The organism is Bordetella genomosp. 6 (genome assembly GCF_002119705.1).
GTDB classification, from domain to species: Bacteria; Pseudomonadota; Gammaproteobacteria; order Burkholderiales; family Burkholderiaceae_B; genus Bordetella; species Bordetella bronchiseptica_F.
The window spans coordinates 189,119-212,912 of sequence record NZ_CP021107.1; the positions used below are offsets into that span (position 1 = coordinate 189,119).

The window sequence follows — 23,794 nt, forward strand, 5'->3', positions numbered from 1 at the left end:
AGGCGCCGGCCCCGGTGCGGCCCGTTCAGACGATCCTGCCCACCGCCGCCTGCCAGGCCAGGTAGTCGTCGAAGGCGCGCTCCAGCATGTACAGCGGTTCGTAGCCGGTATCGCGGCGCAGGCGGGCGATGTCCATCGGCGCGCGCTGCGCCGCCTTGTCGCGCCCGATGGTGCATTCGTCGAGGTTGTCGGCCATGCGGTAGGCAAAGCGCGGGAAGCGCTCGCGCAGGCGTTCGCACCAGTCCCGCACCGACCAGCGCGCGCCGGCCGACAGGTGGTAGACCGGGTCGGGCGTTTGCCCGCGGTCCAGCACGGCCAGAATGCCGCGCGCCACGTCCACGGAGTAGACCCAGTCGTCGGCGGCCTGGCGATGCAGCACGGCCTGTCCGCCGTCTGCGGCGATCCGCGATAGCTGCAGGGGCAGGCTCAAGGTATCGCGCACGCCGGTGTCGTACTCCCAGCGGCCGAAGACCGTGCCCAGCCGCAGCACGGTCAGGTTCAGGCCGCGCGTCTGCCGGTAGCGCACGCCGGTGCGCTCGGCCGCGAACTTGCTGATGCCGTACAGCGTATCGGGCAGCACGGCGCTGGTTTCGTCCAGCATGCCATCGACCCGCCCGGCGGAGCCGAACACCGAGCCGGTGCCCAGTTGCACCACCTGCCGCACGCCATGGCGCAAGGCGGCTTCCATCACTTCCATGGCGCCCAGCAGGTTGACGGTGAAGATGTCCGCGGCGGCGCGTTTTTCGCGGTCCAGGCCGGCGGTCACGGCGGCGCCGTGCACCACGCGGTCGACGCCATGCCGGCGCAAGGCCGCGTCCAGGTCCGCGCCGCTGCGTACGTCGCCGAGCACGGTGGCAAGGCGCCCCGGCAGGCGCGCCATCGCCGCGGTGGCGGCGTCCGGCAAGGCAGTGGGGCCGAACGCCACGACGTCTTCGCCGCGTCCAAGCAGTTGTTCGATGAGGTTCAGGCCGACAAACCCCGCCCCGCCCGTGACCAGTACCGACATGATTTCCTGCTCCGTATCGGGCGGCCGTTCCACCTGGGCGCGGCCGCCTGTGTCGATCAATCGACGCTGATGTCGGCGACGTTGGCGATGGTCTGCCACTTCTGCGTTTCGGCGGCGATGAACTCGCGGCTTTCCTGGTCCGTCAGCACCAGGGGCTGCACGGCCAGTTCGGCCAGGCGCGCGGCGTAGTCCGGGTTGGCGACGATCTTGCTGTTGGCCGCCTGGAACCTGGCCTGGATGTCGGCCGGCGTGGCTTGCGGCAGCGCGATGCCCCACCAGGTGCTGGAGACCATCCTGGGCAGTCCCAGTTCGGTAAAGGTCGCCACGTCCGGCAGCAGCGCCAGCCGGTTCTTGTCGGCCACCGCCAGGGCGCGCAGCTTGCCGCTGGCGATGTGGTTCTTGATGGTCGTCAGGTCGTTGACCGTCATGTCGACTTCGCCGCCGAGCATCGCCAGCGTGGCCGGTCCGCCGCCCTTGTAGGGCACGTGCATGAGGTTGATGTCCGCGGTGTACTTGAGCAGTTCGCCGCCCATCTGGACGATGGTCCCGATGCCGGAGGTGGCGAAGGTGTACTTGCCGGGGTGCTGCTTGGCCAGCGCGATCAGTTCGGGCACGGTCCGGGCGGGAAAGTCCGCGCGCACCGCCAGCACGTGCGGCGCATTGGCGATCAGGCCGACCAGCGAAAAGTCGCGGAAGAAGTCGTACGGCAGCTTCTTCGAGATGATCTGGTTGATGACCATGGTGCTGGTCGTGCCGAACACGATCGTATAGCCGTCGGGGGCGGCGCGCGCGGCTTCGTTGGTTCCGATGATGCCGCCGGCGCCGTCGCGGTTCAGCACCACCACGGGCTGGCCCATCAGGTCCGACAGGTGCTGGGCGTAAAGGCGCCCCACGATGTCGGCGGGTCCGCCGGCCGAGAAGGGCACGATCATCCGTATCGAACGGTTGGGAAACGCGTCGGCGGCCGAGGCGGCCTGCGCCGCCAGGCTCGCCAGCAACAGGATCGATGCGTTCAGGACCAGGCGCGGCAGGCGACACAGGCCGCGCGCAAAGCTCAGGGGATGCAGAATGGCCATCGTGATGATTTCCGAGAAAGGAGGTGGGCAACGCAATCGGGCGCCGTGCATGGCCGTCCCGCGTCAGTGGTGGAAATTGTGGACACAGGCCTCATAGCCCATGCGCGACGAAACGAATCCGCCGCCGTGCAAGCTGTGGGCAAGGCGGTCGAAGCCCTCCTTGTTCACTTGGGTGGTCGCGGACCAGATGCCGTTGCGCCGGTAGCGCTCGATGGCCGCGTGGAGCAGGTCCGGCGCCAGGTCGGCGAAGAACGGCGCCGTGACGCGGGCAAGGTCGCGCGCGTCGTGCGCGTGGATCCACGCCTGCGTTGCGCGCAAGGCGCGATCCAGCGCGGCCAGGGCGGCGCCGTTGCGCGCCAGGCCATCGCGCGTGCAGATGAAGGTGGTGTAGACCGTGGGGCCGCGGCTGGAGGCGTCGTAGAGCAGCCGGCCGTCGGCGGCCAGGGCCTGGCTGGCGCAGGGTTCGAACAGCTGCGCGACGTCCAGCGTCCCGTCCGCCAGGGCCTGCACCTGCTGCGGCATGGTCAGGCCCTCGACGAGCCGCCCGTCGCGCGCGATATCGATGCCACGGTCGTGCAGATCGGCCCGCAGGCAATACCAGGGCGTCGGCACTTCCGACACCACGCCCAGGCGCAGCGAGGGCAAGTCATGAAGATCGCGCGCGGCCAGACCGGCCCTGCCGACCAGGCTGAATGGGTCGCGCCCGACCGCTTCGCCGAAGGACAGCAGCGATGCGCCGTTGTCCGGCGCGCTGTCGTGGTCCTTGATGACGCGCATGGGGCCGCCCCAGGTCAGGTCGATGGCGCCCGATTTCACCGCGTCGATCGCGCCGCCGGGGTCGCCGGGCGCCAGCCATTCGATTTCCAGGCCCGCGCGCTCGGCGTGGCCGAGCGCCTTCAGGGCGTAGAACGGCGCGTAGAACACCGCCCGGAAATTTTCGGCCAGGCGCAGTTTCATGATGCCGGGCCCCAGGCGGGATGACGGCGCGCGCCGCGCAAGCGCGTGGCGGTCGCGACCCGGATGGATGCGCTGGCTTGTGGCGGGTTCACCATATTCTCCCCTGCATAATTTATTATTAAATGAATTATAAATATATTTATAGGAGGTCGCCATTGTCTTGTCAAGCGCCGCGCTGGCTGGGCGAGGACCGCACGACAGTCCTTGCGCCGCGCAATGCCGGCGCCGCCGGCGCAGGTTTGGATTTCTTGATGCGCTGGCGCGGAATTTGAAGATTTACAGCCGGCGGCAAGCCCGTGAACATGGAGGCCAGCAAGCGTTGCCAGGTTCTTTCCCCCATATCGAAAAGGAGACGTTGGATGGCCGGGAGCATAGACATCACGCATGAGGGCGCCGTCAGCACAATGACGATCAACGCGCCTCCCCTGAACGTATTCTCGGTCGAGATGCTGCACGCCTTGCTGGAGGGCCTGCAGGCGCTGGAGCGGCGCGACGAGACGCGCGCCATCGTGATCCGTGGCGCGGGCAGCCGCGCGTTTTCCGCCGGGGCCAACCTGAACGACCAGGCCGATTTCTCGGAGCACGACGCCCGCATGCTGCGCGTGATCGGGCGCGAGGTCGTCGAGCGCATCGAAACGCTGGAAAAGCCCGTCATCACCGCCATCGAAGGCTGGTGCATCGGCGGCGGCACGGGTATTGCGTGGATCGGCGATATCCGCATCGCCTCGGACACCGCCAAGTTCCGCGCGGGGGATGCCTACCTCGGGATCATCCCGACGTGGAGCATCGGCATGGTGCGCTTGGTGCATTTCCTGGGCCGCAACCGCACGCTGGACCTGCTGCTGCTGGGCGAGGACATCGACGCCGCGGCGGCGCTGGAGCTGGGCCTGGTGACCCGGGTCGTGCCGGCCGGTGAGTTCAATGAGCAGGTGGCCCAGATCGCGGCCCGGCTGGCGACCGCCGCGCCCATGTCGGTCAAGGCCATCAAGCTGGCCGTGCGGGCCCAGTATCGCGACAACACCGACCGGGCCGCGCAGCTGGAAGAGGAATGGTGCACCCGGATCTGGGCGTCCGAGGACAAGAACGAAGGTATTGCCGCGTTCAAGGAAAAGCGCCAGCCGCGCTTCAAGGGCAGGTAATGGACAACGCATCCGTATCGCCCGGTTTCGCCCGGCAACCCCGGTTGAGCGTGGCGCGCATCGTCGCGCCGGGTTCGATCGCCGTCGTCGGGGCTTCCGACGACCTGAAGAAGTTCGGCGGCCGCATCATCCACTACGTCACGCGCAACGGCTACCGCGGCACCGTGATACCCGTGAACCCCCGCAGGGCAGAAGTGGCGGGCCTGCCGGCCGTGCCGAGCATCGGCCACCTGGGCCCGGTGGACGTCGCCATCCTCGCGCTGCCGGTGGACATGATCGAGCAGGCCATCGGCGAATGCGCCGCGGCGGGCGTAGGCGCCTGCGTGATCGTGTCCGCGGGGTTCGCCGAGCTGGGCGCCGAAGGCGTCGCGCGGCAGGACCGGATCGTGCGCATCGCGCGCGAGGCGGGCATGCGGCTGGTGGGGCCGAACTGCATGGGCATCATCAACCCCCACCACCGCATGGCGCTGACGTCCTCGCTGGTGGTGGAACAGGGCGAGCTGCTGCCGGGCAACATCGGCCTGATCAGCCAGAGCGGCGCGCTCATGGTGTCGATGTACGACCGGGCATGCCGCGAGCAGATCCGCTTCAGCGCCTGCGTGTCGCTGGGCAACCAGTGCGATCTGGAGATCTGCGACTTCTTCGAGTACATGATCGACGACCCGCTGACGCGCGTCATCACGATGTATGTCGAGGGTTTCGTCGATACCGGCCGTTTCGCCGAGCTGGCGCGCCGCGCCCAGCGCGCGGGCAAGCCCGTGCTCCTGACCAAGACCGGCCGCACCGCCGCCGGCGCGGAGGCCGCGCGTTCGCATACCGCCAGCCTGGCGGGCAACTACCGGGCGCTCGAAGCGCTGTGCGAAGCCACGGGCGTGACGATCGTGGACGATCCCGACGGGATGTTGCAGCTGGCCGCGATCCTGGGGCGCTTCGGACGATGCGCCGCCGAAGGCGTGGGCATTGTTTCCCCGTCGGGCGGCGCGATCGGGATCGGCGTCGACCGCCTGTCCGACGTGGGCATCCGGCTGGGCAGGCTGGACGCCGCGTCCCAGCAGTTGCTGGGCACGGTGATGAACCCCAGCCATGCCTTCAATCCGGTGGACCTGGGCAACCGGACCACGGAAGAGATGAGCCAGCTGCGCACCATCGTGCAGGCGTACAACCAGGCGCCCGACATCGGCGTCATCTTCGTCATTCTCACCACGTCGCCGCACTTCGAGCAGGTGACGCTGGCGCTGGGCCAGGCCATGGCGCGGCCGAGCGGCAAGCCGGCGCTGTTCCTGGTGACGCCCGGGGCGGTGGCCGACAACTGCAGGACCCTGCTGCAGGATCTGGGGCTGCCGTACGTCGATCGCATGGACGATGCGATCCGCATCCTGCGGCACTACGTGCCGAGGGCCGACGCCCTGCCCGCCCGGGATGCGCCGCGGCCCGCGTCGTGGCCGATGCCCGAGGGCGCCGGCCGGATGCTGGGCGCGCGTCCCGGCGAACCCGAGGTCAAGGCGCTGCTGCGCGCATACGGCATACCCCTGGCGCAGGAGCGTTTCTGCCGCACGGCCGATGACGCCGTCGAGGCCGCGCGGGCCATCGGCTTTCCCGTGGTGCTCAAGGCCGTCAGCGCGCAACTCGTGCACAAGAGCGATATCGGGGCGGTCAAGCTGAGGCTGGCGGACGAGGCGGCCGTGCGGCGCGCCTGGTCGGAGATCGCGCAGGCCTTGTCCAGCCAGGTCGATGGCGCGGTGCTCGACGGCTGCCTGGTGGCCGAGATGGTGGCGGCGCAAAGCGAGCTGCTGGTCGGCGCGATCAACGATGCCCAGTTCGGCCCGATGATCATGGTCGGGTTCGGCGGGGTCACCGTGGAGCTGGTGCCGGATACCCAGTTGGCGGTGGCGCCCGTGGACACCGAGCAGGCCATGGCGCTATTGCGGCGGTTGAAGCAATGGCCGCTGCTCGATGGCTACCGGGGCATGCCCAAGGCGGACGTGGCGGCGGTGGCCGAGGTCGTCAGCCGGGTGAGCTGGCTGATCGCGGACTTGCGCGAGCAGGTGGCAGAGCTTGACATCAACCCCTTGCTGATCCGGGCCGGGGACGGCAAGCCGGTCGGCGTGGACGCGCGCGCCGCCATGCTGGGTTCGGGCTGACAGTACGCGGCAAGCACGCCGGCGCGCGGTCGCGGCAAGGTCTTGCCGCGATGCGCCGCCGGCATGCTGTTGGCTTGTCATGGTGACTGAATTGGTGAATGATCCGTGACGAAATATTTTCCACTTTCGCTGACGGTTCATCCTCCATGCTCTCCCGAATCACGTTACGCCAGCTGGAATACTGTCTCGCCGCCGGCGACTACAAAAGCATCGCCGAAGCCGCGGCCTGCATCCATGTGTCGCCGTCGTCCATCTCGGCGGCGATCGCGCATATCGAATCCGAGCTGGATGCCCAGGTGTTCGTGCGGCACCATGCCCAGGGCCTGTCGACCACGCCGCTGGGAGAGGACCTGCTCAAGCAGATGCGCGGCGTGCTGGACCAGACCGCCGGCCTGTACGGCATCGTCTCGGACGCGCAGTCGAGCATTCGGGGGCCCTTGCGGGTGGGGTGTTTCACGACGCTGGCCGCGATGGTGACGCCAGAGCTGTGCCAGGGTTTTTCGCGCGCCCATCCGCAAGTCCAGGTGACGCATGTGGAAGACCATCATGAAGGCCTGATCGAGCGCCTGTACAAGGGCCAGATCGACGTGGCGGTGACCTACGACCTGGACGTGCAAGGCACCGACATCACGTTCGAGCCCTTGGCCACCCTGCCGCCGCATGTCATCGTCGGCGAGACCTCGGCGCTGGCCGACCGGCGCGTGGTGGACCTCAAGGGCCTGGCCGAGCATCCCATGGTGCTGCTGGACCTGCCGAGAAGCCGCGAGTATTTCTTCGGGCTGTTTCACGCCCAGCAGCTCGAACCGCTGGTGGCTGCGCGTTCGGGCAGCCCGGACGTGGTGCGTTCGCTGGTCGCCAACGGGGTGGGCTACTCGCTGGTGAATGTGCGGCCGCGCATGAGCCATTCGCTGGACGGCAAGCGCGTCGTGAGCCTGCGCCTGGCCGGCAAGCACCAGCCCATGCGCCTGGGCATGGCGTGGATTCCCGTGCCCAGGCCGCGCCGCGTGCTGGAGGCCTTCATGCAGCGATGCCGGACTTATATCTCCGACGAGCATGTGCCGGGGATGGTCGCGCCTTCGCACTTCATGTGGAGCCCGCAGGCCGAGCCTGCCTCCGACGATACGGCCTAGGGTTGCGGCGGGCCCGCGCCAAGGGCGACGGACCCGCGCCGTCGTCAGGCGTTGCCCGTGCCGACCAGGATCCGACCCCGCACCTTGCCGTCCATCAGCTCATGCGCGGCCGGGATGGCCTCGGCCAGCGCGATCTCGCGCGTCAGCGTCTCTAGCATGGCGAGGTCCAGGTCCTTCGCCAGGCGCTGCCAGGCCTGGTTGCGGATTTCAAGCGGCGCCATGACGCTGTCCACCCCGATCAGCGCCACGCCGCGCAGGATGAAGGGCATGACGGTGGCCGGCAGGTCCGCGCCCTGGGCAAGCCCGCAGGCCGCGACCGTGCCGCCATAGCGCGTCTGCGCCAGCGCATTGGCCAGCGTGTGGCTGCCCACCACATCGACCACCGCGCTCCAGCGTTCTTTCTGCAGGGGTTTGCCCTGGCCGGACAGTTCGGCCCGGTCCAGGATCTCGGTGGCGCCGAGGCTGCGCAGGTAAGGCGCTTCGCTGGCCTTGCCGGTCACGGCCACGACCTGGTGGCCCAGTTTCGACAGCAGCAGCAACGCGATGGAGCCCACGCCGCCCGTGGCGCCGGTCACCAGCACGGGCCCGTCGCCGGGGCGTACGCCGTTGCGTTCCAGCGCCATCACGCACAGCATGGCCGTGTAGCCGGCGGTGCCGATGGCCATCGCCTGCCGCAGGCTCAGCCCCTGCGGCAGCCGCACCAGCCAGTCGCCGCGCAGGCGCGCGCGCTGGGCCAGGCAGCCCTTGTGCTTCTCGCCCACGCCAAAGCCGTTGAGTATCACGGCGTCGCCGGGCCGCCAGGCGGGATGTTCGCTGGCGCGGACGATGCCCGCGCCGTCGATGCCGGCCACCATCGGCCAATCGCGCACCACCGGAGAGCGGTTGGTGATGGCCAGGCCGTCCTTGTAGTTGAGCGTGGAGTAATGAATGTCGACGGTCACGTCGCCATCGGGCAGGAAACCGTCGTCGACCTGGCGTACGGCGGCTTTGAAATCGTCATTCTTTTCAAGGACAAGCGCGTCAAACATGCATCGACTCCTCAAGGTGCAATGGTGTCAGTGGGGTTGGGCGGCGGCCGGCCGAAGCGGCGCCATTGGCCAGATCTTATAGACACCCTCGGATGCACTGCTTCGTATTTGTCGACGTTCGGGTTCGCATATGCCGACGCAACAGGCATCGCATGCGCCGCGCATCGTCCGGCATGGCATTTTCCGGCTTTACTGGTGTACGCCATCAGTAAATCCAACGCAGCGCGCGGGCGTTTTTCGCTGTAATGCCGTCAAGCCAGCGGGTGCATGTTGCGGCACCCCGATGCCGATGGCGACGTAGTGCGGTCTCCCATCCGCCGCGTGCCTGAGGCATGAACCCCTTGACGTCGATTACGGAGAAGACGTGACTGTTCATAGCCCCATTTTGACCGACACCCTTGTCGTCGGCGGTGGCCAGGCGGGCATCGCGATGAGCGAGCACCTGACTGGGCAGGGAGTGCCTCACATCGTGCTGGAGCGTGACCGCATCGCGCAGCGTTGGCGAACCGGGAGATGGGATTCCCTGGTCGCGAACGGCCCCGCCTGGCACGACCGCTTCCCCGGTATGGAATTCGAGGGGCTGGATCCGGACGGCTTCGCGTCCAAGGACGCGGTGGCCGACTACCTGGAGGCCTATGCGCGCAAGTTCGATGCGCCCATCCGGACCGGCGTGGAAGTGGTCCGCGTCGAACGCAATGCCGGCAGGCTTGGCTTTACGGTGCAGACGTCCGCCGGCACCTACGAGGCGCAGCGCGTCGTGGTCGCGACGGGGCCGTTCCAGCGCCCGGTGATTCCCGCCATTGCGCCGCAGGACCCCACGCTCACGCAGATCCATTCGGCCGATTACCGCAACCCCGGGCAACTGCCCGCGGGCGCCGTCCTGGTGGTCGGCGCGGGCTCGTCCGGGGTGCAGATCGCCGATGAGCTTCAGCGCGCCGGCCGCGAGGTCTATCTGTCCGTCGGGCCGCACGATCGTCCGCCGCGGCGCTACCGCGGCCGCGACTTCTGCTGGTGGCTGGGCGTGCTCGGCCTGTGGGACCAGGAGACGGTCCAGCCCGGCCGCGAGCATGTGACCATTGCCGTCAGCGGCGCGGACGGCGGACGGACCATCGAGTTCCGCGCGCTGGCGCACCAGGGAATCACGCTGGTGGGCGTGACGAAGTCGTTTCGCGATGGCGTCGCCGCGTTCGAGAACGATCTGGCCGAGAACGTGGCGCGCGGCGATGCCAACCACTTTGCCCTGCTGGATGCCGCCGACGCCTACGTCGCGCGCAACGGCCTGTCGTTGCCGGAAGAACCGCAAGCCCGCCGGCTGCCGCCCGACCCCGCATGCATGACCGAGCCCATCGTGCAGCTCGATCTGTCGGCGGCCAACGTGACGTCGATCATCTGGGCGACCGGATACGCCGCCGAGTATGGCTGGCTGAATGTCGACGCGTTCGACGCCAACGGCAGGCCGCGCCACCAGCGCGGGGTCTCCAGCGAGCCGGGGGTGTATTTTCTTGGCCTGCCCTGGCTGTCCCGGCGCGGCTCGGCGTTCCTCTGGGGCGTGTGGCACGACGCGAAGCACATTGCCGGCCACATAGCGATGCAGCGCAACTACCTGTCGTACCCCGATTTCGGCAAGCCCGGTTTGTGAGTGTGAATCCCGTCTACAGGAACGCTATCGATGCCCACGCATACACGCATACGCATGTTCAACACCAAGGACACGTACCCGAACCAGACGCTGGACAACGATCTTTGCCAGGCTGTCCGCGCCGGGCAGACGGTCTACGTGCGCGGCCAGGTCGGCACGGATTTCGAGGGCCGGCTGGTCGGCCTGGGAGATCCGCGCGCCCAGGCCGAGCAGGCCATGAGGAACGTCAGGCAGTTGCTCGAGGAGGCCGGCAGCGACCTGTCCCACATCGTCAAGACCACGACCTATCTGGTGGATCCGCGCTACCGCGAACCGGTCTACCAGGAGGTGGGCAAGTGGCTCAAGGGGGTGTTCCCGATCTCCACCGGCCTGGTGGTGAGCGCGCTGGGCCAGCCGCAATGGCTGATGGAAATCGATGTGATCGCGGTCATTCCGGACGGCTGGCAGGCGGCGGCGCCAGGGAGCGGAACATGACGTTCTCCATCATCGGGCTGTGTCCCGAAACCGGGCAGCTCGGCGTTGCCATCAGTTCCTCCAGCATCGCGGTCGGCGCCCGCTGCCCGTGGCTCAGGCCCGGCGTGGGCGCCGTATCCACGCAGAACATCACCCTGCCGTCGCTGGGGCCCGCCATCCTGGACCTGCTGGCCGCCGGCGCCGCGCCGCGGCAGGCCCTGCAGCAGGCGCTCGATGCCGATCCCTGGCGCCAGCACCGCCAGGTCACGGTCATCGACGCGCAAGGACGCACCGCGTCCTTCACCGGCTCCGGCGCCTTGGGCGTGCACCACGTCGTCGAAGCGGAAAATTGCGTCGCCGCGGGCAACCTGCTCAGCAGTGCCGGCGTGATCGACGCCATGGCCGGCGCCTTCGACCGCGCGGCCGGCCCCCTGGCCGATCGCCTGCTGGCGGGCATGGCCGCCGGCGTGGCCGCGGGCGGCGAAGCCGGCCCCGTGCATTCGGCGGCGTTGAGCCTGGCCGGGGAGGTCAGCTGGCCGATCGCCGACCTGCGCGTCGATTGGGACGAAGGCTGCCCCATCGCCTCGCTCGGCGCGCTGTGGCAGGCCTATCGCCCGCAGATGCAGGACTATCTGGCGCGGGCCTTGAACCCGACGGTCGCGCCGACCTATGGCGTGCCGGGCGATGAGTAGCGCCACCCGCGACCTGCTGGCGCGGCTGGTCGCGTTTCCGACCGTCAGCCGCGAGTCGAACCTGGCGCTGATCTCCTTTGTCCAGGACTACCTCGCGCAGGCCGGCGTGGCCAGCGAACTGTTCTTCAACGAGGCGCGCACCAAGGCCAATCTGTTCGCCACCATCGGGCCGGGCGAGCGGGCCGGCATCGTGCTGTCCGGCCATACCGACGTGGTGCCGGTGGACGGGCAGCCGTGGACCACCGATCCCTTCTGTCTCACGGAGAAGGACGGACGCCTCCATGGCCGCGGCACGGCCGACATGAAGGGCTTCATCGCCGCGGTACTGGCCGCGGTGCCGGCCCTGGTGCGGCGGCCGCTGCGGATTCCGGTACACCTGGCGTTTTCCTATGACGAGGAGCTCGGCTGCCTGGGCGTCGGGTCCATGCTGGCCGAGATCGAAAGGCGCTCGCCGCTTCCGGCCATGTGCCTGATCGGCGAGCCGACGCTGCTGCGTCCGGTCCTGGGCCACAAGGGCAAGGCCGCCATGCGCTGCCAGGTCAAGGGACACGCGTGCCATTCCGCGTATGCGCCTTCGGGCGTCAACGCCATCGAGTACGCTGCCCGGCTGATCGGCAAGCTCAACGAGATCGGGGACCGCCTGGCCGGCCCGGGGCACCGCGACGACCGTTTCGATCCGCCGTTCTCGACGGTGCAGACGGGGGTCATCGCCGGCGGGCGCGCGCTCAATATCGTTCCGGCCGAATGCGAGTTCGATTTCGAGGTGCGGGCCCTGCCTGCCTTCGACCCCGGCGTCGTGCAGCGCGAGTTGCGCGCCTATGCGGACCGCGAGCTATTGCCCCGCATGCAGGCGGTCAATCCGGATACCGGCATCGAGATGCGGCCGTTGAGCGCCTACCCGGGCCTGGCGACCGAGGCGCACAGCGAAGCGGCGCGCCTGCTGGCGCAATGGTGCGGTTCGGACGATTTCGGCACCGTGGCCTATGGCTCGGAAGGGGGGCTGTTCAGCCGCTCGGGCATCCCCACGGTGATATGCGGGCCGGGCAGCATGGACCAGGGGCACAAGCCCGACGAGTTCGTTTCGCTGCAACAGCTTGCGCAATGCGACGCGATGCTGGCGCGCCTGGTCGCGCATGTGCGGGAGCCGGCCGCGCAAACAGGGTAAGCGGCAGCGGCGAGGCTGCCATGACGCTTTTTCGGTAGTGGTGATGTACTCCTCCGTCACGCAAGCCGGGCTTCCGGATCCGGTCCATGACGGCGGCGCTTTTTCTACAACGATGAGACAAGGAGAAATCATATGTGCATTGAAATCGCTGCAAGAACAAGCCGTCTGTTGCGCAGGCTGCTGCTTTCGCTATCCGCGCCGCTGCTGCTGGGCGCATGGGCCCCGATGGCCGCCGCGTCGGACGTGGCGTGGCCGGGCCTCAAGCCGGTGACGCTGATCGTGGGCTATCCGGCCGGCGGCGGCGCCGATACGGTGGCCCGCCTGGTGGCGGACCGGCTGGGCAAGAAGTACAACCAGCGCTTCATCGTGGAAAACCGTTCCGGCGCCAGCGGCACGATCGCGGCGACCGTTGTCGCGCGGTCCCCGGCAGATGGCTACACCCTGTTGGCTTCGGCCTCCTCGGAGCTGACGGTCGTTCCCACCATCAGGACCTCCCTGCAATACGATCCGGCGAAGGATTTCGAGCCCGTCGCGGTCACCAGCCAGACCACCTATCTGCTGGTGTCGAACCTGTCGTTCCCGGGCAATACGCTCCAGGATCTGGTGGCTTACGCCAAGAAGAACCCGGGCAAGGTCAGCTACGGGTCGTACGGACAGAACACCTTCACGCACCTGACGGGCGAATATCTGCAGCTGCTGACGGGCACGAAGCTGCTGCATGTGCCCTACAAGGGCGGCGGCGACCTGATTCCGGCCTTGCTCGGCAACCAGATCGAGATCTCGTTCAATTCGCCCGCCGAGGTGCTCAGCCAGGTCCAGGCCGGCCGCATGAAGGCGCTGGCCGTGCTGTCGCCGGAGCGCCTGAAGGAAATACCGTCGCTGCCGACCAGCGCCGAAGCGGGCTATCCCGACCTGACCGCGCGCGGATGGAACGGCCTGATGGCGCCCAAGGGAACGCCGACCCAGGTGCTCGATGAACTGAACGCCGCCGTCAACGAGATCATGCGTTCCGAGGATGTCGTGCGCGACCTGCGGGCGCGCGGCATCGAGCCGGGCGGCGGCACGCGCCAGGCCGCGCGCGAGCGGATCGACAACGAGCTGCAGCGCTGGCGCGACGTGGTCGAGAAGGTCGGCTTGCAGCGGATCGACTGACCGCGGCGGGCGCCCGCGGTCCGGGCGCCCGTTGTCCGCGTCAATTCGGTTCGATGCCGGCCTCCTGCGCTAGCAGTTCGCCCGAGAGGTGGTTGGGAGGCCCCGGCGATCGCGCAGATCAAGGGGGCGGCGCTTTTCCCGGCCCGCGCCATGGCGAAGGTCCGAGATAGATATTTTTTGCCGCAATCCGCAATGAGGAGGCTATCCTGGCTGGACGTGGACGCGTTGGGCGTTCCGCTCCACCTACAACAAAGAGACATCTCATGGATCTGCGCTTCACATCAGAGGAACAGGCATTTCGGGAGGAAGTCCGTGGCTTTCTTGCGGATGCGCTGCCCAGGGAACTGAGCGAGAAAGTGCTCGCGCACCAGCATCTGCTGCGCGATGACTACATCCGCTGGCATCGCATCCTGCATGCGCATGGATGGGGCGCGCCGGGATGGCCGGTCGAGTTCGGCGGCACGGGCTGGACGCCGTTGCAGCGCCTCATCTTCGACATCGAGTGCGGACGCGCCGGCGCGCCACGCCTGCTGCCCTTCGGCCTGAGCATGATCGCGCCGGTGCTGATGAAGTACGGCAGCAGCGCCCAGCAGCAGCGCTTCCTGCCGCGCATACCGGGCGTGGAGGATTTCTGGTGCCAGGGCTACTCCGAGCCGGGGGCCGGCTCGGACCTGGCCTCGCTGCGCACGCGCGCCGAGCGCAAGGGCGACCGCTACATCGTCAACGGCCAGAAGACGTGGACCACGATGGCGCATTGGGCCGACTGGATCTTCTGCCTGGTGCGCACCGACGCCGAGGCCAAGCCGCAGGCGGGCATATCGCTGCTGCTGATCGACATGAAGACGCCCGGCATCACCGTGCGTCCGATCAAGACGCTGGACGGCGGACACGACATCAACGAGACCTGGTTCGAGGACGTCGAGGTTCCGGTGGAGAACCTGGTCGGCGAGGAGAATCGCGGCTGGACCTATGCCAAGTACCTGCTCGGCCACGAACGCACGGGCATTGCCGGCATCGGCAATTGCCACCGCGAGCTGGCGCAGCTCAAGCGCTACGCGGCCGCCACCTCCGATGGCCATGGCCAGGCGTTGATCGAGAACCCCCGGGTGCGCGACAAGATCGTGCGCATCGAGATGGACGTGATGGCGCTGGAGATGCTGTTGCTGCGCGTGGCCACGCAGGCCGCCGGCGCCCCGGGGCCCGAGGCGTCCATCGTCAAGATCCGCGGCTCGGAGCTGCAGCAGGACCTGGCCATGCTGCAGATGGAGATCGCGGGGCCCGATGCCTGGCCCTTTGCCAGCGCATGGCTGGACGGCGAGGGGCAGGCCGTGGACAGCCCCGCGTGGGCCGCCGGCGCCACCGCGGCGTACTTCGACATGCGCAAGACCACCATCTTCGGCGGCGCGACCGAGGTGCAGAAGAACATCATTTCCAAGGCCATCCTGGGCCTTTGAACGAGAGGCGAATCATGGACTTCAGTTATAGCGAAGAGCAACGCATGCTGGCCGACAGCCTGCGGCGTTTCATCGAGACCGGATACGCCTTCGAGAAGCGCCGCGCCATCGTGCGCGGCGACGCGGGCGTGGACCCCGCCATCTGGGCCGGCCTGGCCGAGCTGGGCATACAGGGCCTGAACGTGGCCGCCGAGCATGGCGGCTTCGGCGCGGACGCGGCCACCCAGCTGGTCGTGCAGCACGAACTGGGCCGCGGGCTGATGAGCGAGCCCATCACGCCGAGCGCGGTGATCGCCACCACGATCATCCAGGGGCATGGCAGCGACGAACAGGGACGGGCGTGGCTGCCCGGCCTGGCGGCCGGCGAATGCATCGCCGCGACCGCCTATCTGGAGCAGGGCGGCCGGTCCAACCCCGAGGCGGTGCGGACCACGGCCGAGCGCGCAGGCGACGCCTACGTGCTGAATGGCGCCAAGACCCTGGTCTGGCATGGCGCGGCGGCGGACGTGCTGGTGGTCAGCGCCAGGCTGGCCGGCGCCGAGGGGCTCAGCCTGTTCCTGGTTCCCACTCGCGGCACGGCCGGTCTAACGCTGGCCAGCCAGCCCACCATGGACGGCCAGCGCGCGGCCAGCGTCAGGCTGGCCGATGTCCGGCTGCCGGCATCGGCGCTGCTGGGCGCGCCGGGCGCCGGCCTGGGCGCATTGCAGGCCGGCCTGGATTGGGGCATCGCCGCGCTGTGCGCGGAGGCCGCCGGCGCCATGGAGCGCCTGATCGAGCTGACGGGGGAATACCTGCGCACGCGCAGGCAGTTCGGCGTGTCGCTGGCCAGCTTCCAGGCCCTGCAGCATCGCATGGCGGACATGCTGGTACAGAAGGAATTGGCGCTTTCGATGGCCTACGTGGCCGCCCAGGCCCTCGATGAAGCCGACGCGGCCGCGCGCCAGCGCAAGCTGTCGGCCGCCAAGGTCGTGGTCGCGCGGGCCGGCCGCTATGTGGGCGAGCAGGCCATCCAGCTGCATGGCGGCATGGGCATGACCGACGAGATGGCGCCGGGCGATTACTTCAAGCGGCTGGCCATGATCGATCCCCTGCTCGGCGGCACCGACCATCATCTGGACCGGTACGCCGCCTTGCTGCAAGCCTGAACCGCAGACGGGCGAGGACTGCCCTCGCCCGTGCGCCGCGGCGCCCTAGCGCCATCCCTGCAGTTTGGAGGTGCGGCCGATGCCCGGGTTGAACTGATTGCACGGATCGAGGCCGCGGTAGAACGCCTTCAGCTCGGGCTTGGCGTCGTACAGGTGCCCGACGTTGTGTTCGGCGGGGTATTCGGCGCCGCGCTCGTCCAGCAGCTTCCACATGCGGTGCTCCAGCGCCAGGCAGTCGTTGCCTTTCCTGACGATGTAGTCCTGGTGGAATACGTGGCAGAAAAAATGCCCGTAGTACAGCTTCATCAGGATGGGCGCCTCGATGTCGGGCGGCAGCTGTTCCAGCCAGTCGCGGTCATTGCGCTTGAGTGCGATATCGAGCGCGACGATGTCTTCCACCTGGTCCGCATGCACGGCGCGATACCGCACGGCGGCGCCGGCCGCCGCGAAGCGCAGGAGAAAGGCCGCCGTCCCTTCCTCGGGCGTGCATTCGAAGCTGGCGCCGGTGGCGTCGTCGAAGTAGGCCTGCAGGAACCGCCGCGTCTGGTCGCCGATCCTGCCCGGCACCTTGATCATCAGGTGATGCGCGTAGGCATCGCGGTACTCGCGCAATCGCCGGGGCAGGTGGTCGGGGAACAGCCGGCTGGCGAATTGCAGGACGCGGTCGCTGAGGTACTTCGGCAACAGAGGGACGCGCTCGCAGACGCTGTCGATGCGGGCCTTGAGCGCGAACAGCCTGGGCAGGCGGGCCGTACCCAGCTTGCGTATCGCCAGGAAAGTGTCCTTGCCGTAGACGTCGGCGATATCGAAGGCGTCGCGGTGCAGGTACTCGCCGGCGATCGGCAGCGCCGGCAGGCTGGTCAGCATGTGGCGGCGTATCGCCGTCAGTTCGCCGGGGTCGTTGGTCCCGATATAGAAGACGCGTGTCTGGGTTTCGGCGGGGAACGTGTCCAGCCGCACGGCGAAGAGAATCAGCTTGCCGGCGCTGCCCGAGGCCTCGAACAGGCGGCGCGGGTCGGCGTTGTAGCGCGCCGGCGAGTCCGCGTCGACGGCGCGCACGTGCTCGGCGTATTCCTGGTCCGAGCCGCTTCCCACCGCGGTCGCCACGTCGGCCGCGCCGAATTGCCCGGCGTCGAGGCGGCCCAGGATCTCCTCGGGAGAATCGCCCAGCGCGACGCCGAGATGGTTGACAAGCTGCAGCCGTCCGTCCGCGCCCAGTTGCGCATAGACCGCCAGCTCGGTGTAGGCCGGGCCGCGCTGGATCAGCGATCCCCCGGAGTTGTTGCATATGCCGCCGAACACCGAGGCGCCCAGGCACGACGAGCCGATCAGCGAGTGCGGTTCGCGCCCCAGCGGCGCGAGCGCCTGTTCGAGCTGGTCCAGGGTCGATCCGGGAAAGCAGATGACCTGCCGGCCGTCCAGGATGAGCTGGATCTTCTTCATGCGCATCGTGCTGATGATCACGATCTCGCGGTCATAGTCGTCGCCGTCCGGCGTCGACCCTCCGGTCAGGCCGGTGTTGGCCGCCTGCATGATGACGATCTTGCCGTGCGCGACGCAGGCCTGCACGACGCGCCACTGCTCCAGCAGGCTGCCGGGCCTGACGACCGCGATGGCGCGTCCGAAGCCGAAGCGAAAGCCGGCGCGGTAGCGGCGGGTGCGATGTTCGTCGGTCAGGACGTGCGCGGCGCCGACGATGCCGCGCAGTTGCTCGACAAAGCCGCGGCTGTCGCCAGGACCGGGCGTGGGGGGCGTGGCGTGTACCACTGGAACTCCGGGGAAAAGGGGCGGGATCAGGCTGGTCGCATAGTGTGCACCAAAGATCATTCCCCGGTGATCAGTTATTGGGCGGAGGTGATAAACACGGGTGATCACCGGGCGGCGCTCAGGCCTGGCCGAGATCCTTGGCGGCCCCCAGGACGATGGCCTCGAACTGCCGCACGACGGGCGGCTGTTCGAAGTCCTGGCGCGAGATCAGGCTGATCGGGGCGAACCGGGCCCGCTCCGCGGGGGAAAGCCTGGCGATATCGCCCTGCGCTTCGCCTTGCAGGGCGACGGAAGTGGGAAGCAGCCCGACCAGTTCGCTGCCCGCGATGACGTAGCGCATCTGGTGGAAGCTGCTGTACTCCACCGAGACGATGGGGCGCAGGATGCCGCGGCCGGTGAACAACTGCTCGGCCATGTCGCGCAGCGGCGATCCGGTCGCCGGCAGGATCCAGCGCGCCTGGCTCAGGTCTTCCCAGCCGACGCGCGCCTTGCGCGCCAGCGGGTGGTTCGCCGCGCTGACTACCTCGAAGGATTCGGTATAGACCTCGACCACGCGCAGTTCGGACACGCTCGCCCGGTCCAGGACGCGGCCGAAGATGAGGTCGAGATCGTTGCGCCGCAGGCCCTCCATCAACCGGTCGGTGGCGCCTTCGGTCAGCTCCAGCCGCACGTTGGGGTGGGCCGACAGCAGGTCGTCGGTAATGCGGGCAAGCAGTTGCGCGGACAGCGACGGGACGATGCCCAGCCTGACGACGCCCGCGCCGCCGCTGGCGTACAGGGCCAGTTCGTCGCACATATGGCCGACATCGGACATCACCACATTGAAATGCCGCTTGATCAGATCCCCATGGGCGTTGGGGCGCATGCCCCGCCGGTCGCGCTCGAACAGCGGGACGCCGAACATGCTTTCCAGCTCCTGGATCAGCTTGGTCGCCGCCGGCTGCGTCATGCTGGAGGCCTCCGCGGCCTTGCGCAAGGAGTGCAGCTCGCAGAGATTGCGAAAGAGTTCCAGGTGTTTCATGCGCAGCCGCGACTTGAATATGGCCGGCACCGAACCGCCCGCCAGTCTTTGCCGTGCCATGGCCTTCCCCTTTAGTGATAACAAAAATATGTCACGTAGCCTGTTTTCGTGATTATCCAAGAATGCCTGGAGCGCGCATAGTCTGGTCCAGCAAGAGGAGACAACATGAAACTCAGAAACTTGATCGCCGGCGGCCTGGCCGCCGCGGCACTGGGCCTGGGCGGCGTGGCGGCCGCCGCCTATCCCGACAAACCCATACGCATCATCGTGCCCTTCCCGGCCGGCGGCGCCACGGACGTGGTGGCGCGCATGCTGGGCGCCCGCCTGGGCGAGGAGCTGGGGCAATCCGTCATCGTCGAGAACCGCTCCGGCGCCGGCGGCAATATCGGCGCCGACACGGTGGCCCGCGCGCCCGCCGACGGCTATACCTTGCTGGTCGGGTCGCCCGCCGAGGTGGCGATCAACCAGCTGCTTTATGCCAAGATGCCCTATGACCCGGCCAAGGACCTCGTCGCGGTGGCGCGGGTGGCGTCCGCGCCCCTGGTGCTGGTGGTCAATGCGCGCAGCCCCGCCCGTTCGGTGACGGACCTCCTGGCCCAGATCAAGGCCAAGGACGGCACCGCGAACTATGCCTCGTCCGGCACCGGCGGGCCGCAGCACCTGGCCGGCGAATGGTTCCGGCTGGAGTCCAAGGCGAGCATTGCCCATATCCCGTACAAGGGCGGCGCGCCCGCGATGACCGATCTGCTGGGCGGCCAGGTCGATATGTTCTTCTCCGGCCTGCCGCCGGCGCTGCCGCACCTGCAGGCCGGCAAGCTGCGGGCGCTGGCCGTCACCACGCCCGAGCGCTCCGCGCTGTTGCCCGACGTGCCGACCATGGCCGAGCAGGGTTTTGCGGGCTTTGCCATCGAGAACTGGCAGGGCGTGTTCGCGCCGGCCGCGACGCCGCCGGAGGTGATCAAGCTGCTGTCCGAAAAAATCGGCGCGATTACCCGCGAGCCGCGTTTCGCCGAGCGCCTGCAGGCGCAGGGCGCCAGCCCCGCGTTCATGGACGCCGGCGATATGGCCCGGTTCGTCGACGCGGAGCGGCGCAAGTACAGCAAGTTGGTCAAGGAATCAGGCGCGAAAGCGGACTGAACAACGAAGGAAAGGCGATGAGCAACACAACTACCCTGGATCAAGGGACCATGCGGCTGAGCGAGGAAGAGCTCGCGATGCTGCGCGGCGACAAGGGCGCCGCGGTGCAGGAAGCGATCGAATTCCAGATTCAGGTCGGCAACTTCTTCGGCGCCACGCGTTTCGTTCCCATTACCCATGCCCATGTGATGGGCGACATCGAGGTGATGGGCGATGGCGGGCTGCAGCATCTGCGGCACATGACCGACCAGCATGCGAGCTGTGCCGTGCCCGCGTCGAGCAATGCGCAGTGCATGCATTTCCACGCCGATCCCAGGATGGCGCAGGATCCCGAGGAAGAGGCAAAAGAGAAGGACATCCTCTCGCGCTACAAGACGATGCGCATCGCGGCCACCGATTCGTGCATCCCGTATCAGACCGTCTACCAGCCGAAGATCGGCGAGCACGTCGCCTGGGGCGACACGGGCACCGTCATCTACGCCAACTCGGTGCTGGGCGCGCGCACGAACTTCGAGGCCGGCAAGTCCAGTTTCGCCGCCGCGCTGACCGGCCGCACGCCGGAGTATGGCTTTCACCTCGATGCGGCGCGGCGCGGAACCATCCATGTCAGGCTGCAGGCGCAGATGCGCGACTTCGCCGACTGGGGCGCGCTGGGCAAGATCATCGGGCATCCCAATCAGGACTACTTCGCGGTTCCCGTGATCGAGGGCTATGACAAGACGCCGATGTCCGATGAGCTGAAGCATCTCGGCGCCTCGCTGGCGAGCTACGGTTCGATGGCGATGTTCCACATGGTCGGCGCGACGCCGGAAGCGCCGACGGCCGAGGCCGCCTTCGGCGGCGCGGCGCCCGCCGCGTCCATGACCGTCACGGATGCCGATGTGCAGGCCGTCTTCGACGCCTACCAGTACAAGGACGGCGGCTCGAACATCGTGGTCTTCTCGGGGCCGCAGCTGTCGCTGTACGAAATGCAGTCGCTCTCCGAGCGGTTCGAGGGACGCCGCGTGGCGCCTGGCATGACCGCGGTGGTGACCACCAACCACATGATCTACAGCGATGCGAAACGGCTGGGTTATGTCGGCGTGCTGGAAGCCGCCGGCGTGACGATCCTGCAGGGCGTGTGCTTCTACATCCTGCAGCGCCTGTCGAAGATCCGCGAGGAAAACGGCTGGACCAACCTGATCTCCAATTCGGGCAAGCTGGTCAACACCATTACCGCCCATCGCTTCAACACCGTCTTGCGCCGCACGGCGGATTGCGTGGACATTGCCTGCACGGGAGAACTCCGATGAGCGAAGTTTTTGCGGTCGACCGCGCCTGGGGGCCGGTCGTCGAGGGCCAGGCCCTGGTCATGCGGGAGGGGTTCAGCCCGCGCTACGACCTGGACCGCTGGAGCGGCGTGATCTCGCGCATCGGGCACAGCGCGGAAGGCGAATCCATCAAGGATCGCATCCTCGTCATCCCGACCGCCAAGGGCGGCGTGGCGGGCGGCTGGGCGTTCTACGACCTGCTGCACAAGGGGATCGCGCCCAAGGCCCTGGTGTTCGGCAAGCTCAACCCGGTCATGGTCCAGGGGGCCGTGCTGGCCGGCATGCCCATCATGGAAGGATTCGACCCGCGCCTGCTGCAGGCCATCGCCAGCGGAACCGCGATCCGCCTGGATCCGGCGGCGAAATCCATCACGCTGCTCGGCTAGGCGGCGCACGGGCGCCGGCGCGCGTGCGCGCCCGGCGCCCTATCCGGGCGCGGTCTCGCCGTGCCTGAACTCCCGGAACTGCCTGCGCACCCAGTCGCGGAATACCGCGACGTGGTGGCTTTGCGCGTGCCGGTTCAGGGTGAGCATGTAGTACTCGCCGGCGCTGCGGGTACGGTACTGCGAGGCGCAGTGCAGGCCCTGCGTATACGAACTGCGGTAGATGATTTCCGGGATCAGCGCCACGCCCAGCCCCTGGCGCGCGGCGTCCAGCGACATGAAGAAGTGGCCGTATTCGATGCGCGGCGTGGCGGGCGGCTCGTGCAGGTTGAAGGCCTTCATCCAGCCGGTCCAGGCGTCGGCCCGGCTGGTCGTGTGGATGAGCGGCAGGGTCTGGAAGATCCGCTTGTCGTCCAGCCTGGCGTTCACTTCGAGGATGTTGGGCGAGTACACCGGCACCAGCACGTCCTCCATCAATTCTTCCGCCAGGACATCGCGCCAGTCCTCGGTCATCACCAGATCGATGCGCGGCGAGTCGCTGCCGTACTGGTGTCCGGGCATGGCGCCGACCCGTATGGCGACGTCCGCGTCGCCGGCCTGCAGGTTGGCGGGCTCGATCGAGCTGCTGATGCGGATCTCGATGTAGGGGTACTCGCGCGTGAACGAGCCCAGGCGCGGCATCAGCCAGGATGACCCGACCGACGGCAGCACGCTGATGCGCAGGATGGTGTGTTCCTGCTGCGCCTTCAGGCGCTCGGTTCCCGCGCGCAGGCGCGCGAAGGCCGCGTCGACGTCGGCCAGGTAGGTGCGGCCGGCGTCGGTGAGCTCGACCTTGCGGGTCAGGCGATTGAACAGCTTGACGCCGAGCTCGTCTTCCAGCGCTCGGATCTGCCGGCTGACGGCCCCCTGGGTGACGTGCAGCTCGTGGGCCGCGTTCGAGAAACTCTGCAGCCGTCCCGCCGCCTCGAAAAAGCGCAACGCGATAAGGGACGGCAAGGCCTTGTGCATACCTCTTTCTCCTCCTGCGCTTTTTTCTGTGCGGGACGGGCGGCCTGATGCATTACTTGTCGTCATGCCTGGGCCGAGAACAAATCGTTTGTCGCCCTATTTGCCGCCGCATACATTCCTTCACGTAGCGTTCCGCCCATTTTATAGATGAATAAAAGGAAAGCAATGAGTAGTAGAGAGGAGTTGGGTGTCGCGGTTGCGGGGCTAGGAGCGATCGGCAAGGCGCTTGCCAATCGCCTGGCGCGCAACGAAGTGGCCGGCTGCCGGCTCAGCGCGGTCAGCGGGCGCGACCCGGGCAAGACCGCCGATTTCATCGCATCGCTGCCCCGGCCGGTGCCGGCCGTGCCGCTGCACGAGCTGCCGCGCCACGCCGATATCGTGGTCGAGTGCGCGCCGGCGGCCATCCTGCCGCAGATCGTCGAGCCGGTGCTCGACGCCGGCAAGAAAGTCATCGTGCTGTCGGTCGGCGCCCTGCTGGAGTTTCCGGACCTGTTTCGCAAGGCCGGATCGAGCGAGGGGCAGATCCTGGTGCCCACCGGCGCCCTGCTGGGCCTGGATGCCGTGACGGCGGCGGCCGAAGGCCGCATCGAGTCGGTGAAGATGGTTTCGCGCAAGCCGCCGATCGGTTTCAAGGGCGCGCCCATCCTGGCCGAGCGGAACCTGAACATCGAAGGGCTGACCGAGCCGCTGCTGCTGTACTCGGGCTCGGCGCGCGCGGCGGCGCGCGGATTTCCGGCCAACCTGAACGTGGCCGTGGCGCTGTCGCTGGCCGGTATCGGTCCTGACGAGACGCAGCTGGAAGTGTGGGCCGACCCTGGCGTGGTGCGCAATACGCACACGATCGAAGTGGTGTCCGATGCCGCGCTGCTGCGCATGACGATCGAGAACATCCCGTCGGAGAACCCCAAGACCGGACGCATTACCGCGCAAAGCGTCATGGCCATGCTGCGCAAGATGTCCGCGCCGGTGCGCGTCGGCACCTGAGGAGCGC

Annotated in this window: 21 protein-coding genes; 14 read left to right on the forward strand and 7 right to left on the reverse strand. The window is 68.0% G+C overall.

Features of this window, described 5'->3' with window-relative positions; translation table 11 throughout:
* Positions 1-25: 25 nt before the first annotated feature.
* The 3 genes from CAL11_RS00920 to CAL11_RS00930 form a co-directional block, all read right to left on the reverse strand.
* Positions 26-1,006, reverse strand: coding sequence for an NAD-dependent epimerase/dehydratase family protein (locus CAL11_RS00920; RefSeq protein WP_086094488.1), 981 nt, complete (start codon positions 1,004-1,006; stop codon positions 26-28).
* A gap of 56 nt (positions 1,007-1,062) precedes the next feature.
* On the reverse strand, positions 1,063-2,082 hold the full coding sequence (locus CAL11_RS00925; RefSeq protein ID WP_086091861.1) for a Bug family tripartite tricarboxylate transporter substrate binding protein: 1,020 nt from the start codon (positions 2,080-2,082) through the stop codon (positions 1,063-1,065).
* Between the two features lie 63 nt (positions 2,083-2,145).
* A complete protein-coding gene (locus tag CAL11_RS00930; protein ID WP_086091862.1) occupies positions 2,146-3,039 on the reverse strand; it encodes an ABC transporter substrate-binding protein in 894 nt (297 codons plus the stop codon).
* A 359-nt stretch (positions 3,040-3,398) separates the two neighbouring features.
* On the opposite strand from CAL11_RS00930, the gene CAL11_RS00935 reads away from it, so the two are divergent.
* The 3 genes from CAL11_RS00935 to CAL11_RS00945 all read left to right on the forward strand — a co-directional run bounded on the left by CAL11_RS00935 (position 3,399) and on the right by CAL11_RS00945 (position 7,449).
* Positions 3,399-4,178, forward strand: a complete 780-nt coding sequence (locus CAL11_RS00935) for an enoyl-CoA hydratase/isomerase family protein (RefSeq protein ID WP_015064832.1) — start codon at positions 3,399-3,401, stop codon at positions 4,176-4,178.
* Positions 4,178-6,319: an acetate--CoA ligase family protein gene (locus CAL11_RS00940; RefSeq protein WP_086091863.1), complete on the forward strand. Its 2,142-nt coding sequence runs from the start codon at positions 4,178-4,180 to the stop codon at positions 6,317-6,319. Before CAL11_RS00935 ends, CAL11_RS00940 begins: the two co-directional genes overlap by 1 nt.
* Before the next feature lie 146 nt (positions 6,320-6,465).
* Positions 6,466-7,449 carry a LysR family transcriptional regulator gene (locus tag CAL11_RS00945; RefSeq protein WP_086091864.1) on the forward strand — a complete coding sequence of 328 codons (984 nt, stop codon included), beginning with the start codon at positions 6,466-6,468 and terminating at the stop codon, positions 7,447-7,449.
* Between the two features lie 44 nt (positions 7,450-7,493).
* Here CAL11_RS00945 and CAL11_RS00950 read toward each other — a convergent pair whose 3' ends face one another.
* The gene (locus tag CAL11_RS00950) at positions 7,494-8,477 is read right to left on the reverse strand and encodes an MDR family oxidoreductase (protein WP_086091865.1); all 984 of its coding nucleotides are present in this window, start codon (positions 8,475-8,477) and stop codon (positions 7,494-7,496) included.
* A gap of 364 nt (positions 8,478-8,841) precedes the next feature.
* Between CAL11_RS00950 and CAL11_RS00955 the strand changes: the two genes are divergently transcribed.
* The 7 genes from CAL11_RS00955 to CAL11_RS00985 all read left to right on the forward strand — a co-directional run bounded on the left by CAL11_RS00955 (position 8,842) and on the right by CAL11_RS00985 (position 16,177).
* Positions 8,842-10,116: a flavin-containing monooxygenase gene (locus tag CAL11_RS00955; RefSeq protein ID WP_086091866.1), complete on the forward strand. Its 1,275-nt coding sequence runs from the start codon at positions 8,842-8,844 to the stop codon at positions 10,114-10,116.
* Positions 10,117-10,146: 30 nt separating this feature from the next.
* On the forward strand, positions 10,147-10,590 hold the full coding sequence (locus CAL11_RS00960; protein ID WP_033447793.1) for a RidA family protein: 444 nt from the start codon (positions 10,147-10,149) through the stop codon (positions 10,588-10,590).
* The gene (locus CAL11_RS00965; RefSeq protein WP_086091867.1) at positions 10,587-11,261 is read left to right on the forward strand and encodes a DUF1028 domain-containing protein; all 675 of its coding nucleotides are present in this window, start codon (positions 10,587-10,589) and stop codon (positions 11,259-11,261) included. The genes CAL11_RS00960 and CAL11_RS00965 overlap by 4 nt, the downstream gene beginning before the upstream one ends.
* Positions 11,254-12,426 carry an acetylornithine deacetylase gene (gene argE / locus CAL11_RS00970; RefSeq protein WP_086091868.1) on the forward strand — a complete coding sequence of 391 codons (1,173 nt, stop codon included), beginning with the start codon at positions 11,254-11,256 and terminating at the stop codon, positions 12,424-12,426. Before CAL11_RS00965 ends, argE begins: the two co-directional genes overlap by 8 nt.
* 132 nt (positions 12,427-12,558) lie before the next feature.
* Entirely contained in the window at positions 12,559-13,578 is a 1,020-nt protein-coding gene (locus CAL11_RS00975; RefSeq protein ID WP_086091869.1) for a Bug family tripartite tricarboxylate transporter substrate binding protein, read from the forward strand.
* Between the two features lie 263 nt (positions 13,579-13,841).
* Positions 13,842-15,032, forward strand: coding sequence for an acyl-CoA dehydrogenase family protein (locus tag CAL11_RS00980; RefSeq protein WP_086091870.1), 1,191 nt, complete (start codon positions 13,842-13,844; stop codon positions 15,030-15,032).
* A gap of 14 nt (positions 15,033-15,046) precedes the next feature.
* Positions 15,047-16,177 (forward strand): acyl-CoA dehydrogenase family protein, encoded by a 1,131-nt coding sequence (locus CAL11_RS00985; RefSeq protein WP_086091871.1) that lies wholly within the window; start codon positions 15,047-15,049, stop codon positions 16,175-16,177.
* Positions 16,178-16,222: 45 nt separating this feature from the next.
* Here CAL11_RS00985 and dld read toward each other — a convergent pair whose 3' ends face one another.
* A complete protein-coding gene (gene dld / locus CAL11_RS00990) occupies positions 16,223-17,944 on the reverse strand; it encodes a D-lactate dehydrogenase (RefSeq protein WP_086091872.1) in 1,722 nt (573 codons plus the stop codon).
* Positions 17,945-18,062: 118 nt separating this feature from the next.
* Complete coding sequence (locus CAL11_RS00995; protein WP_086091873.1) at positions 18,063-19,025, reverse strand: LysR substrate-binding domain-containing protein; 963 nt, start codon at positions 19,023-19,025, stop codon at positions 18,063-18,065.
* A 105-nt stretch (positions 19,026-19,130) separates the two neighbouring features.
* On the opposite strand from CAL11_RS00995, the gene CAL11_RS01000 reads away from it, so the two are divergent.
* From CAL11_RS01000 to CAL11_RS01010, 3 genes are read left to right on the forward strand one after another with little or no spacing between them, the layout of a single operon-like run.
* Positions 19,131-20,102: a Bug family tripartite tricarboxylate transporter substrate binding protein gene (locus tag CAL11_RS01000; RefSeq protein WP_086091874.1), complete on the forward strand. Its 972-nt coding sequence runs from the start codon at positions 19,131-19,133 to the stop codon at positions 20,100-20,102.
* A gap of 50 nt (positions 20,103-20,152) precedes the next feature.
* The gene (locus CAL11_RS01005; RefSeq protein ID WP_279629045.1) at positions 20,153-21,394 is read left to right on the forward strand and encodes an aconitase X; all 1,242 of its coding nucleotides are present in this window, start codon (positions 20,153-20,155) and stop codon (positions 21,392-21,394) included.
* On the forward strand, positions 21,391-21,798 hold the full coding sequence (locus CAL11_RS01010; RefSeq protein ID WP_015064846.1) for an aconitase X swivel domain-containing protein: 408 nt from the start codon (positions 21,391-21,393) through the stop codon (positions 21,796-21,798). The genes CAL11_RS01005 and CAL11_RS01010 overlap by 4 nt, the downstream gene beginning before the upstream one ends.
* A 39-nt stretch (positions 21,799-21,837) precedes the next feature.
* Here the strand turns inward: CAL11_RS01010 and CAL11_RS01015 are convergent, their stop codons facing one another.
* Entirely contained in the window at positions 21,838-22,803 is a 966-nt protein-coding gene (locus tag CAL11_RS01015) for a LysR substrate-binding domain-containing protein (protein WP_086091876.1), read from the reverse strand.
* A gap of 165 nt (positions 22,804-22,968) precedes the next feature.
* On the opposite strand from CAL11_RS01015, the gene CAL11_RS01020 reads away from it, so the two are divergent.
* A complete protein-coding gene (locus tag CAL11_RS01020) occupies positions 22,969-23,787 on the forward strand; it encodes an aspartate dehydrogenase (RefSeq protein ID WP_086091877.1) in 819 nt (272 codons plus the stop codon).
* The last annotated feature ends 7 nt before the right edge of the window (positions 23,788-23,794 follow it).